The organism is Flavobacterium sp., assembly GCF_049240005.1.
Taxonomy (GTDB): Bacteria; Bacteroidota; Bacteroidia; order Flavobacteriales; family Flavobacteriaceae; genus Flavobacterium.
The window spans coordinates 1-14,541 of record NZ_JBMLTK010000009.1 but is presented as its reverse complement, the minus strand read 5'-3'; the positions used below and the strand labels follow the sequence as shown (position 1 = coordinate 14,541).

Here is a 14,541-nt window from a genome sequence, read left to right as displayed (position 1 = left end):
TTTTTAAGTTGCGAATTCAATTAGCGCTGTAGCGATATAATCTGACTAATCAAAAAACCGCAGCAAACGAAGTGTTTGTGCGGTTTCCGAACAATTTTTCCCTAACAAAAATTGCTTTGCTATATGTATGAAAAGCTTTTTTTAACGCCATCCACCGCCTAGATCACGGTACATGATTATTGATGCTGTTAAAACTTGTTGTTTGGTTTCAACCAGTTCGAGTTTGGCTTCTAGGGCGTCGCGTTGGGTCATGAGAACTTCAAAATAATCGACACGTGCCGATTTAAAAAGTTCGTTACTTGCATCAATCGCTCGGTTTAAAGCATTTACCTGCTCGAGTTGTCTTGAGAATCCGTTCGCTAAATTTTCGATTTTAGCCTTTTGATTAGCTACTTCGACAAACGCACGCAGTAAAGTTTGATCGTATTCGATCAAGGCTTGAAGTTGCCGTGAATTTGCCGAATTAAAAGCCGCTTTCAGGGCATTTCGGTTTATGAGCGGTGCAGCTAAATCGGCGCCTAAATTGTAGAACAGCGATTCTGGAAAAGTAATCAAAGACGCTGTGCGAAACGACTGAAAACCTATAGCACCACCGATATCTAATCGCGGATAAAACGCCGCTTTAGCAGCCTTAACATCGAAGCGTGTTGCCGTAACTTCTAGTTCTCTTTGGCGTACATCCGGGCGGTTTTCAAGTAGTTGCGATGGCAATCCGGTTTGAATTGATAGTGGTTCAATGGTTAAAAAATCTATTTTACTGCGTTCGATTGGTTGCGGAAAACGCCCGAGAAGAAAATTGAGTTCATTCTCTGTTTCGGTAATCTGCTGTTTGACGAAAAAGGCGCGTTGTTGCGATCCTGCAACTTCTGCCGCAAATTTTTCGACCGCTAAAGCCGTTGCGCGTGCCGCTTCTTTTTGCACTTTCACGATTTCCAATGCGTTCTCTTGCAAAGCTACGTTCGCGTCAATAATAGCGAGCTGGGCGTCCAAAGCTTGTAATTCGTAGTAGCGTTCGGCAACTTCAGCAACCAAATTTGTAATTACGAAGTTCTTTCCTTCAACTTCTGCCAAATACCGCGATAGTGCAGCTTTTTTCGCACTTCTTAGTTTTTTCCAAACATCAACTTCCCAACTGGCGCGTAATCCAAGCGAGTAGTCGGTTAAATCTTCTGGAACTCTTTTACCAGGTAAAATATCGGTCGATTCATCGCCTGCCCCCTGACTCGTAAATTTTCCAACTTTTTCGACTTCTGCGGCAGCGCCAATTCCAACTGCTGGCAACAATTCACCTTTTCGAGCGCGAACTTCATTTCTTGCAATCTCGATTTCTTGAAGTGCGTGTTGCAGTTCTTGATTGTTTTTAAGCGCTATATCGATTAACGACACTAATTTCGGATCGTTAAAAAGCATGCGATAAGGCTTAATTGCTGAATTGGAAGTGTCAGCTTGTGCTTGATATTGTTCGGGTATTTGTAAGCTCGATTTTACTTCGCTCACTTTAGGTGCACTACATCCCACAACCACAGCTGCAAGCACCAAACTTATTTTTATTAGTTTATTCATCGTATTCAAAATCTTCTGTTAACGGACTCTCCTTTTGTTTCTTTACCATTTTAATCTTCTCCGAAATACGAGCAAAAATGTAGTACAAGCCTGGAATAATGAAAACACCTGCGAGGGTTCCAATTAGCATTCCACCTGCTGCGGCGGTTCCAATAGTCCGGTTACCAATTTTACCCGGACCGGTTGCAAATACCAAGGGAATTAGACCGGCGATGAATGCAAAAGAAGTCATTAAGATCGGTCTGAATCGAACCACGGCACCTTCGATTGCTGCTTGATAAACCGTGAACCCTTGGCTGTGCCTTAAAGCAGCGAATTCAACTATTAAAACCGCGTTTTTCCCAAGCAAACCTATAAGCATTACCAATGCAACCTGCGCATAAATGTTGTTTTCTAAACCGCAGATTTGCAGCAGTAAAAACGCGCCAAAAACTCCACCACCTAAAGACAAGATTACAGCAAAAGGAAGAATAAAACTTTCGTATTGTGCCGCTAAAATCAAGTACACAAAGCCTAAACAAATCAAAAAGATGTATATCGCTTCATTTCCACGAGCCACCTCGTCTTTTGCAATTCCCGCCCAATCGATTTCATAACCTCGCGGTAAAACTTTGGCAGCAACTTCATCTATGGTGGCAATTGCTTGTCCGCTGCTGTAGCCGGGTGCTGGTTGTCCGGAAATTTCTGAAGCTGTGTACATATTTTGACGTGTAATTTCCGACAAGCCATATACCTTTTCCATTCGCATGAATGCTGAAAATGGCACCATTTCATCGCGGTCGTTCTTTACATACAACTTCAAAATATCGTCGGGTAAAGCGCGATATTCTGGCGCGGCTTGAACAATTACTTTGTACTGACGTCCGTATTTGATAAAACTAATTTCGTAATTACTTCCTACTAAAGTCGACAGCGTATTGGTTGCATCCTCTATGGAAACGCCTTTTTGCTGAGCCAGATCGTTGTCGATTCGCAGCATAAATTGCGGAAAACTCGCACTGTAAAAAGAAAATACGGACGATAATTCTGGACGTTTGTTCAATTCTGCCACAAAGTCACGACTCACTTCTTCTAATTTGTGGTAATCGCCCGTACCGGTTTCATCTAATAATCGCAACTCGAAACCGCCAGCAGCTCCGTAGCCAGGTAAAGCAGGAGGCTGAAAGAATTCGATGGTGGCACCCGCAATGTTTTTCGACTTTTCTTCGATTTCTTCAATCAATTCTAGGGCAGAATGTTCACGTTCATCCCAAGATTTAAGATTGATTAAGCAAGTTCCTGAATTGGCTCCAGTTCCTTCCGTTAAAATCTCGTATCCTGCCAAAGCAGAAACCGATTTCACATCGGGAATAGATTCACAGATTTTTTGCAACTTCTCGGCAATTTCGTTCGTACGTTCCAAACTCGAACCAGGCGGCGTTTGAATAACTGCGTAGAGCATTCCTTGATCTTCGTTGGGAATAAAACCCGAAGGCAATGTATTGCTTAGAAAGTAGATTCCAGCGCAAAACGAAAGTAAAATTCCAAAAGTTAAAACGCGTCGGTTTACTATGCCTTTCAATATAGCACCGTAGGTTCCTGATAAGCTGTCGAACCAACGATTGAAACCAGCTACAGCACGATTTATTGCATTTTGTTTTTTCTTTTTCCCGTGATTGTTTTTGAGCATCATGGCACACAAAGCCGGCGTTAACGTAAGTGCCACCAAGCCCGAAAGAATGATTGCTGTTGCCATGGTAATGGAAAATTGGCGATAGAAAATCCCGACCGGGCCCGACATGAACGACACCGGAATAAATACAGCGGCCATCACAAAAGTAATTGCGATAATTGCGCCACTAACTTCGCCCATCGCTGCTTGAGTGGCTTTTCGCGCCGATAAATGTTCAGTTTCCATTTTGGCATGTACGGCCTCGATAACTACTATCGCATCATCGACAACAATACCTATAGCTAGAACTAAAGCAAATAAGGTGATTAGATTCAGTGTGATACCGAACAATTGCATAAAAACGAAAGTTCCAATCAGCGACACAGGTACGGCTATAGCAGGAATAAGTGTTGATCGCCAATCGTTTAAAAACAAGTAAACCACAAAACCTACAAGTAAAAATGCTTCTACCAACGTATGTAAGACCTTCTCAATCGAAGCATCGAGGAACGTCGACACATCGTAACTGATTTCATAGTCCATGCCTTTTGGGAAGCGATTTTTCTTTATCTCGGCTAGCTTTTCCTTAACATTTTCAATGACTTGTGTTGCATTACTGCCGTACGATTGTTTTAGAACGATTGCGGCAGAAGGTCGGCCGTTGTAATTTGAATAAATATCGTACATAGAACTACCGAACTCAATATTGGCAACGTCTTTTAAACGACAAAGCTCACCATCTGGAGTCGCACGAACCACCACATTTCCGTATTGTTCGGGTGTTGTAAAACGTCCCGGATATTTTAGAACGTATTCGAATGCTTGCGAGCGTTTTCCAGAAGCTTCGCCAGTTTTCCCAGGCGAGGCCTCCAAACTTTGCGAACTCAAAGCTTCCATCACTTCTTCGGCCGAAATTTTATAGGCGAGCATGCGATCGGGTTTTAACCAAATTCGCATTGCGTAATCTCGGTTTCCGAGAATATCTGCAAATCCAACGCCGTCGACGCGCTTTAATTCTGCTAAAAGATTGATATCGGCAAAGTTGTACAAGAACTTCTGATCGGCATTTTTGTCTGTCGAATACAGGTTCACGTACATCAACATATTCGATTCCTGACGGGAAATCTTAATGCCTTCCCTAATTACTAAGGGTGGAAGCTTATTGACCACCGACGCCACGCGATTTTGCACGTTTAAAGTTGCCTGATTGGGATCGGTACCGAGGTTAAAAACGGCTTGAATAGACGCTTCGCCATCATTACCTGCATCAGCCGACATATATTTTAAGCCCGGAACACCGTTAAGCGCGCGTTCTAAAGGTATGATAACCGACTTAATCATCAGTTCGTTATTCGCACCGGGATATTCGGCAACGATACTAACTTTTGGTGGGGAAATAGCAGGAAATTGGGTTACAGGTAAACCGATAAGCGCCAAAACTCCCAGAAATACGATAATGAGCGATATTACGATAGATAATACCGGTCTTTGAATGAATCTACTAAACATAAGTTCTTGGATTTTGCGGTTACTCTGCCTTAAGTTTTAATTTATGAAGCAAAGCTTTAGGCTCCTCGAACGCATACTTGATGTGATCGTTATCGTTTAGCTTTTGAATGCCATCGAGAACAATTTTTTCACCAACTTTCAAACCTGATTTTACTACATACAAGTCGGGTAATTCTCCAGCGACAACAATTTCGCGCGATTTTACCCGATTCGCAGCATTCACTACAAAAACGAATTTCTTGTCTTGGATTTCGTAAGTGGTTTTTTGTGGAATAACTATCGCATTTCGCATCGGAAATTGCATTTGTACCTTCCCCGTTTCTCCGTGTTTAAGTAATTGCTTTGGATTGGGGAAACCAGCTCGAAAGGCAATATTTCCGGTTTCAGCATCAAATTCACTTTCAATTACTTCGATTTTTCCCTTGTATGGAAGTGTATCCCCGTTCGCCAAAAGCAAATCGACATTGGTTTCACCACGATCGGAAACGTGTAATTTGTAATCCAGATATTCGGGCTCAGATACATTGAAATAGGCAAACATGTGTGAGTTATCAGACAGAGTGGTGAGAATTTCTCCCTCATCGATTAAACTGCCGAGTTTTTTTGGAATTCGGTCGACCGTTCCAGAAAAAGGAGCGCGAATTTCGGTAAACGACAAGTGCAATTTTGCCATCGAAACGGCTGCGTTTGCTTGTTCTAAGCGAGCTTGCGCTACCAATTGTTCGTTTTTGGAAACAATGTTTTTATCAGCCAGTGTTTTAGCATTTTTCAATTCAATAGCTGCTGCTTTTGCTTCGGCCTGGGCTTTTTGCAATTCGGCTTGATACAAGCGCGGCATGATTTTGAAAAGCAACTGACCTTTGGTTACAAATTGGCCTTCATCAACGTAAATATGCTCGAGAAAGCCACGTTCCTGTGCGCGAATTTCGACGTTCTGTACCGAGCGAATTTGCGCGACATATTGTTTTACAAACGTGGTATCTATTTGAATTGGAGCCGTTACAGCAAAGGTAACATTCTCTTGTTTTTCGGTTTCTTTATGGGCGCAGCTGGCACTGCCAAGGCATACCAATACGGCAGCCACAATCATTTTTTTGACCATGATCAAACGATGTTTTTTGCGCATGTGCGCAAGAGTTTAAAGGATTTTTGTTAGGAAATTTGTCCCGAAGGACGAACATCGGTGCGACAACTTGTCGCCGTTAATCACAGTCTGAGTACCCGAATGAAAAGATAAATCGGGCACGAACGTCCGATTTGTTTTTGGAAACTACTAGGGAGGAGTTGCTTTTGGCGGAAAGAAATAAAAGAAACGAAACCCGATTCGCTATTGTTAGCTAGTAGCGCAGCAAATGGTTTTAAAGAAGGTTGCGATTCGGTTTCATGACCTTCCTCGCTTTCGTGATCTTCTGAGAAAAAGACCTCTTTACTATGGGTATCCTCAGCCGAAGAGCTGCCTTTAACTACTGTTTTTGTTTTGGAAAACGTTCTGCCATCTAGATTTATATCGGTGGCAAATGAAGTAGTAGCAGACAATAGAAGCCCGCTGACAAAGAGAATTAAAAACGACTTAAACCACTTCATATACGCCACAAAGCTAGGTACATTATTTAGATCAGAACATTATATTTTTCGAATTTTAACAAATTATATCAACTATATCGATTTAGCAGAAAATCATTTAAATAGAGCTCGTAGTCTTCAGTTACAGGCAAATTTAAAATTAAGTTGCAACGACTAGCAACAAAAAGCGACCCTAATTTAAAGATTAATTAGAGTCGTTCTTTCTGTCAAAAATCTATTAAATCTTAATCTAGCGGTTTGTCGACAACAATGCGCTTTTCTCTTGTAAGTAGTTCTAATACAATATTGTAAGCAAGTTTTGTTCGTTTAGTTAATAAATCGAATTCAATTTTTTCCACATCGTCGGTTGGTTTGTGATAGTCTTCGTGAACACCGCTGAACAAGAATACAGAAGGAATGCCGTTTTTAGCAAAATTGTAGTGATCAGAACGGTAGTAAAAACGATTTGGATCGGTTTTGTTGTTGTACTTGTAATCCAAGAAAATGTTCACAGACTTTTCATTTGCCGATTTACAGATTTTATCTAATTCGGTAGATAGAAAATCAGATCCGATAACATAGACATAATTTCCATTGTCTTTGTGTTCCACGTCACGTCGGCCAATCATGTCGATATTCACATTCGCCACTGTGTTAAGCAGCGGAAAAGCCGGATTTTCGGAATAATAACGCGATCCGTGCAAGCCGTGTTCTTCGCCAGTTACATGTAAAATAAGCAACGATCGCTTAAGTTTTAATCCGTTTTTCTGTGCCTTTTTAATGGCTTTGGCAATTTCGACCAGTGCAACGCTACCGCTTCCGTCGTCGTCGGCACCGTTATAAACTGTACCGTTTTCTGTTCCAACATGATCGTAATGTGCCGATAATACTACTACTTCATCCGGATTTTCATCTCCTTTAATAAAAGCCCAAATGTTTTCGGAATCATTTAAAACTTCTCGACTTTTCTTATTCATGTATGCGGCTGGAACTGCTTGGTAGTAGCCGCTTTGCTCCGGTGGAAATCCGATACCCGTTTTTTTGTACTGATTTATCAAATAGCGACCAGCGGCCTTCTGACCTTCAGAACCGGTTTCACGTCCTTGCATTTCGTCGGAAGCAATGTAAGTAAGCATTTCCTTTAGCTCGGCTTCCTTAATAACATCAGCAGAATTGGATGCACTAGTGGAATGCTTGGGAGCACAAGACCAAAGTAATAACGCCGCCGAGGCGACTAAAAGGTGTTTCTTCATAGCTATTTTATATTGTAAAAGGTGTATAATGCCATTCCGGTTAAAACTAAGATAATTAGGAAACAGTTAATCATGAAAATGAAAATTCCTTTGAAAAACGTAATGACACGCTCGGTTTTATAAAAGCGGTGGTGCGCTGGAAAAAAATAGTAGAAGGAGTAAAATAGGAGCCCTAAAACTATAATTGAATAGATAACTTCCACAGCTGTGTACCCTTCTAAGCCAGTGATAAGAAAAAACCAACTTAACAAATGTTCCAGCAGCAACATCAACAACAAAAACGAAAAATAATGCAGAGTAAATATGCCGTGATCGAAGTAATAATATTTCTTCTTGCTTTCGAAAATCCATAAAATAAAAGCAAACAAAGGCATGTAGATGAACAATACCTTAGGTAAATTGTGTTTGAAAGTTTCAAAAAATCGTTCTTGTAACTCTTTGCCGGTATATCTGTTGTTTAACTCGATCGACTTGCGCACGAACATCTGCTCAATAGCCGACGGCTTTTCTTCTTCAGACATCTCTTTGATTTTTTCATCGTATTCTTCCAAGGTTTTGGCGTCATCTTGAAAAAAACCAACCGATAAATCATCGTCTTTTTTTCGAACTGACGCAATAAAATTTTTAAGACTGTCGGCTTCTTTCTTTCCAATTTTATTGTCCTTTGCCAAATCCGAAACCAAGTTGTGCGCGTTCTTTTTTGCCGTTTCAACATCAATTTTCCCAACTTTCGTTTGCTCATTCATGTCTACAGTTACGGCATCAGAATCTGCGGGCAGTAAATTAATCGACAAAAAAGTAACAAAACTTATGAAAATATACAATCGAATAGGAGCGAGGTACGACATCCGTTTTCCCGACAAATACTCCGAAGTAAGCGAGCCAGGTTTTGTGATTAGGTTTTTGATTGTTCGCCAAAAGGCATTTTCATAGTGCGTTAAGTCTTCGAAAAAGTGAACAAATAGATGGTAAAAGTTTTTTCGGACCGACACATTCTCCTGTCCACAGTTCGGACAGAAACGATTTTCGACCACATGCCGACAATTCAAACACGTTTTGTCGGTTCTTACAGGCGCTTTTGACATGGTTTGTTATAGATTGGTTGAAAGTTGTTAAATTTCGTCGCCTAAATTAATGCAAATGATAAAGAAAAGCGAGGCTGTTGACAAGTATATTGCTGCGCAGCCACAAGATCGACAGAACGATTTAAACGAATTGCGAGATACCTTAATTAAGAGTTTGCCTTCAGGTTTTGAAGAAACAATTGGTTACGGCATGCCGGCGTACGTGGTTCCTCACAGTATGTTTCCCCGCGGCTACCACTGCGATCCCAAACAACCGCTACCTTTTGTAAGTTTCGCCAATCAGAAAAATTTCATCGCACTCTATCACATGGGCATTTATGTTAACACCGATTTATTGAATTGGTTTACAGAACAATATCCACTACACAGTAAAAGAAAACTCGACATGGGTAAAAGTTGCATTCGATTTAAACCAGCAGAATTGCCAATAAAATTACTCGGCGAACTACTAAAACAAATGACTCCTAAAGACTGGATTCTTTTATACGAAGCAGCCCTCGAGCGAAGATAATTTTCTCAAAATCAGTTGCTAATTCTAAAAATAGTGTTAAATTAGCTATCCCCATTTCTACAAACATTAATGCTAAAATCAATTACTATGAAAGATTGGAGCGAAAAAATGTGTTTTAGATTTTTGTGTTCCGCAGTGGCAATAATCTTCGGAACGCTGATGTTAGTGTGGCTTATGAAATACTAATTCACTACACTTTTTAACCAGAAACTGTTACGTTGGCATAAATTTACGATATGTCAACTTGACAGTTTTTTTATGCCTATTTCTGAAATCTGACATTAAAATCACCCTAATGAAACAATGGCACAAAGATTGACTAGTGAAGGATGTCATTAAAATCAGATTAAAAATCTAAAAATTAAATAAGCAAAATGGGTAAAATCATTGGTATTGACTTAGGAACAACCAACTCATGTGTTGCCGTAATGGAAGGTAGTGAGGCTGTTGTAATTCCTAATTCAGAAGGAAAAAGAACAACACCTTCAATCATCGGTTTTGTAGATGGTGGTGAAATCAAAGTTGGTGATCCTGCTAAACGTCAAGCAGTTACAAACCCAACCAAAACCATCGCCTCAATCAAGCGTTTCATGGGAAGAAATTTCACCGAAACTTCTGATGAAGCAGGTAGAGTACCTTACAAAGTAGTGAAAGGCGACAACAATACACCTCGTGTGGATATCGACGGTCGCTTATACACCGCTCAGGAATTGTCGGCAATGACACTTCAAAAAATGAAAAAAACGGCTGAAGATTATTTAGGACAAACCGTTTCTGAAGCTGTTATTACCGTTCCGGCATACTTTAACGATGCTCAGCGCCAAGCAACTAAAGAAGCTGGAGAAATCGCAGGTCTTAAAGTAATGCGTATCATCAACGAACCTACTGCCGCAGCTCTTGCCTACGGTTTAGATAAAAAAGGAAAAGATCAAAAAATCGCTGTATACGACTTAGGTGGTGGTACATTCGATATCTCGATCTTGGAATTAGGAGACGGCGTTTTTGAAGTTCTTTCAACAAACGGTGATACACACTTAGGTGGAGACGATTTCGACCAAGCCATCATCGACTGGTTGGCAGATGAATTCAAAAGCGAAGAAGGTATCGACTTGCGTCAAGACCCAATGTCTCTTCAACGTATTAAAGAAGCAGCTGAAAAAGCAAAAATCGAATTGTCTTCTTCTGCAGAAACTGAAATTAACTTGCCTTACGTAACTGCTACAGCAACCGGACCTAAGCACTTAGTTAAAAAACTTTCTCGTGCTCGTTTCGAACAATTAACCGATTCGTTGGTAAGACGTTCGATGGATCCTGTGGCAAAAGCGCTTAAAGATGCGGGCTTGTCAACGTCAGATATCGACGAAGTAATCTTGGTAGGTGGTTCTACACGTATGCCTAAAATTGCTGAAGAAGTTGAGAAATTCTTCGGAAAGAAAGCGTCTAAAGGCGTGAACCCCGACGAAGTAGTTGCTATCGGTGCTGCGATCCAAGGTGGTGTACTTTCTGGCGATGTGAAAGATGTATTGTTACTCGACGTAACACCGCTATCTCTTGGTATCGAAACAATGGGTGGTGTATTAACGAAATTAATCGAAGCAAACACAACGATCCCAACTAAAAAATCGCAAGTGTTCTCCACTGCAGCCGATTCTCAGCCATCTGTGGAAATCCACGTATTGCAAGGAGATCGTGCTATGGCAGCCGATAACAAAACCATCGGTCGTTTTCACTTAGACGGGATCCCACCAGCACCACGCGGCGTACCGCAAATCGAAGTAACTTTCGATATCGATGCAAACGGTATCATCAAAGTTTCTGCAACCGATAAAGGAACTGGTAAATCGCACGATATCCGTATCGAAGCTTCTTCTGGACTTACGCAAGAAGAAATCGAGCGCATGAAAAAAGATGCCGAAGCTAATGCCGAAGCCGACAGAATTGCACGCGAACGTGTTGAAAAATTAAACGAAGCCGATTCTATGGTTTTCCAAACGGAAAGTCAGTTGAAAGAACTTGGCGATAAGATTTCAGCCGACGATAAAGCGGAAATTGAAGCAGCTTTAACCGAATTGAAAGCAGCACACGCCGCTCAAGATTTGGCCGCTATCCAAACCGGTTTAGACAAAATAAACGCCGCTTGGAAAAAAGCTACCGAAGCGATGTACGCACAAGGTCAGAACCCAGGTGCTCAACAAGCACAAGCTGAACCGACTGCAGAAACGCAAGGTGATAATGTTCAAGACGTCGACTACGAAGAAGTGAAATAATTTCTTTCGTACATAAACTAAAAGGTCGCCCGAATAAGGCGACCTTTTTTTATGATATTAGTTAAGGCAATAAGCTTTTATTGATGCAATCTGAAATACTGTTTCTGTTAACGAAAAAACCTACGATACATTCATTATATAAATGACGCAACAACGTTTATTTTTTTGAATTTAAAATGGCTTCAGCTGTGATTCTTCCGCTTTGCATCGCACCGTTAATCGATCCTTGCGTCAGGTAATCACCGCAATAATACACGCCGGCTTTCTGTTGGCTGCTAAAGCTACGTATAGGGTTCAAATTGGGTAGCGCTTCGTAAATTTCGTAGTATTTCACCAACTTCCAATCGCGAACCTGAGCGCCAAAAAGTAGTTGTAAATCGTTGGTAATTTGTTCGTTTGTCCAGCCCGTTCCGTTTGCCGAAACAGAAATTAACTGTTTGTTCGTACTGCTGTAATTGGGTGCCACGTAGCTCATTAAAACCACATTGTTTACAATTCGTTTGGCATTGGCATTCAACAAAACGTGTTTGCTCTCGAGCGGAAGTTGCTCTGCCTCAAAATAATAGTTCGAAACGCTGTGGTACAACACCGATTTCTCGTAATTAAATGCACAAACCACGACATCAAAAGTACTGGTTTCGCCAACAGCTGTCGTAACCGAATGCGCATCGAAGGCCGGAACAGCGGTTTCTAAACGAATATTTTTTTTACCAATAAACTCTGCGAGTTGTTCCGGAATCGCGCCCATACCGTTTTTGGGAACGGCAGCACCCGATTCGGCAAACATTTTAAATGTAAATCGCAACATGCGGTTATCCGTTTGTAAGTCGTTTTCCAAAAAAACACCCTGATAAAACGGTTTCCAAAAGTCGGTAATCATCGACGAACTAAAACCAAAATCTTTCAAGAACGAAAGTGAGGTGCGGGTATCGGAACTGTTTAAAATGGTGTCAACGCTCGTTCGACTTAGTTGCAACTTCAATTTGAGCAACAGTACTTTGTCGCGTAAACTACCCGGACCTTTCAATACCGTTTGTATTAAAGCCGAAACGCCGTTCTCGGGATCGTAAAACGGAATTTTCTTCCCGTTTCTAAAAATCAACGATCCTTTGTCAAAACGCTGCAAGTTGAGCGCCTCGTAATTCAATACTTTTTTCGTTTCCGGATAGGCGGGAAGGAGTACTTGAAATCCGCGGTCGCAGCGATATCCCGAAATAAGGTCTGTTTTCACTTTTCCACCAACCGAATCCGACGATTCGAAGACGGTAACATCCGCTATGCCGTTTTTCTTTAAGTACCAGGCACAGGTTAAACCCGCCAAGCCGCCGCCAATTATAGCTACTTTCATTGTAATTCGTTACTTTAGATACTCTTGTCTTTGCAGTTGAAAATGAGTTTTTAAGGTTTTGCGTAGGGTAATCTTCCTACAGCCGACGCTCGAAAATATGCGTCTAAACCCTGACTTACCAAAACATCTGCATCCGACAAATGTACAAATCCGTCGGCACCTACTAAATCATCGGCAAGACGGATGTGCTGAATACTGCCCACCAACAAAACCGTTCCGTTTAATGGAATAGGAATGTGTGTTTCGAGTTTCATACCAATTTGTACGACTGCTTCTTGTACATACGGTGCGTAGAAATCGTCGTGATATTCGGGCGTAAAACCTACTTGTTCAAATTCCGAAACGCCTTTGTCGTAGCGAGCCGAGGTTTGGTGTGCCGCTTTATAATGCGTTGCAGCTACGTAGTTTAAGGTATAAAAAGTGGTGGCAAGCATGTTTTCGAGCGTATCGCGCGGCACGGTATGTGGCCTGCTCAGTAAACCCAACAAGGCCGGATTGGCGCCTAGATGAATAACCGAATTAAAAATAGCCAAATTTTCAGCGCCGCTTTCGCTTTTAGTTCCTACCAAAACTGCCTGTCTGAAACCGGCAAGCGAGTTGATAAACGCTGTGCGGTAACGCGTTTCGAGTTGTTCAAGGGCAGCAGTATCTATTTTCATAAGATGTAGTATTAAATTGAATGACGCTTCCAGTCGACCGTAACGTTTGAGCCGTTCGCAACGATAACCGAATCCGGTTTTTGTGTAGCAAGATATTCAAAATCAGTTCCGTACATTGCTTTAAAATTGCAAGAAATGTCGTAGTTAATTACGGGAAAAACCTGCCAACGCGGATGGTTTACGCGGTATTCCAAGGTTTTGGTGTCCGACACTTTAGTATAGCCGTAGTAGTGTTCAAAGATAAATTCTTCGATGCTGTTTTCACGCATGGCAACAGCGATTGGGCTGCAATTTAATTGCAAATGGTTCCAGTTATTATTGGTTTTCCATTGGTAGCGCAGCGAGCGATTTTGGGCATTTGTCAAAATTTGATGTTTAGTAGGTATGGCGGTGTAATGTTCTTTGTACAATTTATTGGCAAGCCAGGCAACTGCTGGGTACGGAACGGTTTCGTTAATAAAAACCACGCCGCGTTTATAGCCGTTTTCTGTCCGGCGTTTAACGTAGAAACGCAGATTGATCTCTTCAAAAGTTCCGAGCAGTGGGATAGGAACCCCGAACAAGCGCGTGTTTCGAAACATAAAACCTACTAAACTTACATAGGTTTTGCTTTCAAAAAAGTCGAGTTCAACGCCTTTCGGAAGGTAGGGTTGCAGAACTTCCGGATCAACGGCATAATTTGCCATGATTAGATCTTCCCATCGCGCCGATAAAAAAGTTTTAGGCATTTTAACGATTGCTATATATTTTGGTAATCAGTAGATTTTCAATTAGTTATTTTTTAAAACCAAGTTGAATTTGTAGCAAGCAAGTTAGCGGTAATCAAGGGAACTTACCGCCATTTTAACCTTGCCTTGGGCATTTTTCAAGTTGCGTTGGTGCCTGAGCGTGTCGAAGGAGTAAGTTTTTTTTAGAAGTTAGAAGCTAGACACGAGAGGCTAGACTTGGCGACGTTAACCACTTAACGTATCATCTTCCCACCCGAACCCACAGATCGGCGACCGGAGCCTGAGCTTGTCGAAGGCTAGTGCGATTTTTTGGTGGCTTGATAAGTTCTGTGTTTTCCTCAACGGTGCCGTATTGCGCAAAAATTCTTTGAGGTTCAGTGTTTTCCGTGCGCTTAAAAAGCTGG

11 protein-coding genes are annotated in these 14,541 nt (G+C 41.5%); 2 read left to right on the top strand and 9 right to left on the bottom strand.

The features are described from left to right. Nucleotides 1-141: 141 nt before the first annotated feature. From ACOVQQ_RS00535 to ACOVQQ_RS00510, 6 genes are all read right to left on the bottom strand, one after another. The gene (locus ACOVQQ_RS00535) at nucleotides 142-1,563 is read right to left on the bottom strand and encodes a TolC family protein (RefSeq protein ID WP_421816483.1); all 1,422 of its coding nucleotides are present in this window, start codon (nucleotides 1,561-1,563) and stop codon (nucleotides 142-144) included. Beyond that, nucleotides 1,556-4,723 carry an efflux RND transporter permease subunit gene (locus tag ACOVQQ_RS00530; RefSeq protein WP_421816482.1) on the bottom strand — a complete coding sequence of 1,056 codons (3,168 nt, stop codon included), beginning with the start codon at nucleotides 4,721-4,723 and terminating at the stop codon, nucleotides 1,556-1,558. The genes ACOVQQ_RS00535 and ACOVQQ_RS00530 overlap by 8 nt, the downstream gene beginning before the upstream one ends. Nucleotides 4,724-4,742: 19 nt before the next feature. Beyond that, a complete protein-coding gene (locus ACOVQQ_RS00525) occupies nucleotides 4,743-5,825 on the bottom strand; it encodes an efflux RND transporter periplasmic adaptor subunit (RefSeq protein ID WP_421816504.1) in 1,083 nt (360 codons plus the stop codon). 104 nt (nucleotides 5,826-5,929) lie between these two features. After that, nucleotides 5,930-6,307, bottom strand: coding sequence for a hypothetical protein (locus ACOVQQ_RS00520; RefSeq protein WP_421816481.1), 378 nt, complete (start codon nucleotides 6,305-6,307; stop codon nucleotides 5,930-5,932). A 224-nt stretch (nucleotides 6,308-6,531) separates the two neighbouring features. Further along, entirely contained in the window at nucleotides 6,532-7,539 is a 1,008-nt protein-coding gene (locus tag ACOVQQ_RS00515) for a M28 family peptidase (protein ID WP_421816480.1), read from the bottom strand. 2 nt (nucleotides 7,540-7,541) lie between these two features. Further along, a complete protein-coding gene (locus ACOVQQ_RS00510) occupies nucleotides 7,542-8,624 on the bottom strand; it encodes a DUF3667 domain-containing protein (protein WP_421816479.1) in 1,083 nt (360 codons plus the stop codon). A gap of 55 nt (nucleotides 8,625-8,679) precedes the next feature. On the opposite strand from ACOVQQ_RS00510, the gene ACOVQQ_RS00505 reads away from it, so the two are divergent. Continuing rightward, nucleotides 8,680-9,135 carry a DUF1801 domain-containing protein gene (locus ACOVQQ_RS00505; protein ID WP_298148728.1) on the top strand — a complete coding sequence of 152 codons (456 nt, stop codon included), beginning with the start codon at nucleotides 8,680-8,682 and terminating at the stop codon, nucleotides 9,133-9,135. Nucleotides 9,136-9,509: 374 nt separating this feature from the next. After that, on the top strand, nucleotides 9,510-11,402 hold the full coding sequence (dnaK, locus tag ACOVQQ_RS00500) for a molecular chaperone DnaK (protein ID WP_298148727.1): 1,893 nt from the start codon (nucleotides 9,510-9,512) through the stop codon (nucleotides 11,400-11,402). Between the two features lie 157 nt (nucleotides 11,403-11,559). On the opposite strand, the gene ACOVQQ_RS00495 is transcribed toward dnaK, so the two are convergent. The 3 genes from ACOVQQ_RS00495 to ACOVQQ_RS00485 are packed head-to-tail and all read right to left on the bottom strand — an operon-like array spanning nucleotide 11,560 to nucleotide 14,137. Beyond that, the gene (locus ACOVQQ_RS00495; RefSeq protein WP_421816478.1) at nucleotides 11,560-12,750 is read right to left on the bottom strand and encodes an NAD(P)/FAD-dependent oxidoreductase; all 1,191 of its coding nucleotides are present in this window, start codon (nucleotides 12,748-12,750) and stop codon (nucleotides 11,560-11,562) included. A 50-nt stretch (nucleotides 12,751-12,800) separates the two neighbouring features. Further along, the gene (locus tag ACOVQQ_RS00490; RefSeq protein ID WP_421816477.1) at nucleotides 12,801-13,409 is read right to left on the bottom strand and encodes a flavin reductase family protein; all 609 of its coding nucleotides are present in this window, start codon (nucleotides 13,407-13,409) and stop codon (nucleotides 12,801-12,803) included. An 11-nt stretch (nucleotides 13,410-13,420) separates the two neighbouring features. Further along, nucleotides 13,421-14,137, bottom strand: coding sequence for a YqjF family protein (locus ACOVQQ_RS00485; protein WP_421816476.1), 717 nt, complete (start codon nucleotides 14,135-14,137; stop codon nucleotides 13,421-13,423). Nucleotides 14,138-14,541 lie beyond the last annotated feature (404 nt).

What these genes read in the sequence shown, in the direction of transcription:
- ACOVQQ_RS00535 (WP_421816483.1), bottom strand. Translation starts at nt 1,563, where the DNA reads ATGAATAAACTAATAAAAATAAGTTTGGTGCTTGCAGCTGTGGTTGTG.
- ACOVQQ_RS00530 (WP_421816482.1), bottom strand. Translation starts at nt 4,723, where the DNA reads ATGTTTAGTAGATTCATTCAAAGACCGGTATTATCTATCGTAATATCG.
- ACOVQQ_RS00525 (WP_421816504.1), bottom strand. Translation starts at nt 5,825, where the DNA reads ATGGTCAAAAAAATGATTGTGGCTGCCGTATTGGTATGCCTTGGCAGT.
- ACOVQQ_RS00520 (WP_421816481.1), bottom strand. Translation starts at nt 6,307, where the DNA reads ATGAAGTGGTTTAAGTCGTTTTTAATTCTCTTTGTCAGCGGGCTTCTA.
- ACOVQQ_RS00515 (WP_421816480.1), bottom strand. Translation starts at nt 7,539, where the DNA reads ATGAAGAAACACCTTTTAGTCGCCTCGGCGGCGTTATTACTTTGGTCT.
- ACOVQQ_RS00510 (WP_421816479.1), bottom strand. Translation starts at nt 8,624, where the DNA reads ATGTCAAAAGCGCCTGTAAGAACCGACAAAACGTGTTTGAATTGTCGG.
- ACOVQQ_RS00505 (WP_298148728.1), top strand. Translation starts at nt 8,680, where the DNA reads ATGATAAAGAAAAGCGAGGCTGTTGACAAGTATATTGCTGCGCAGCCA.
- dnaK (WP_298148727.1), top strand. Translation starts at nt 9,510, where the DNA reads ATGGGTAAAATCATTGGTATTGACTTAGGAACAACCAACTCATGTGTT.
- ACOVQQ_RS00495 (WP_421816478.1), bottom strand. Translation starts at nt 12,750, where the DNA reads ATGAAAGTAGCTATAATTGGCGGCGGCTTGGCGGGTTTAACCTGTGCC.
- ACOVQQ_RS00490 (WP_421816477.1), bottom strand. Translation starts at nt 13,409, where the DNA reads ATGAAAATAGATACTGCTGCCCTTGAACAACTCGAAACGCGTTACCGC.
- ACOVQQ_RS00485 (WP_421816476.1), bottom strand. Translation starts at nt 14,137, where the DNA reads ATGCCTAAAACTTTTTTATCGGCGCGATGGGAAGATCTAATCATGGCA.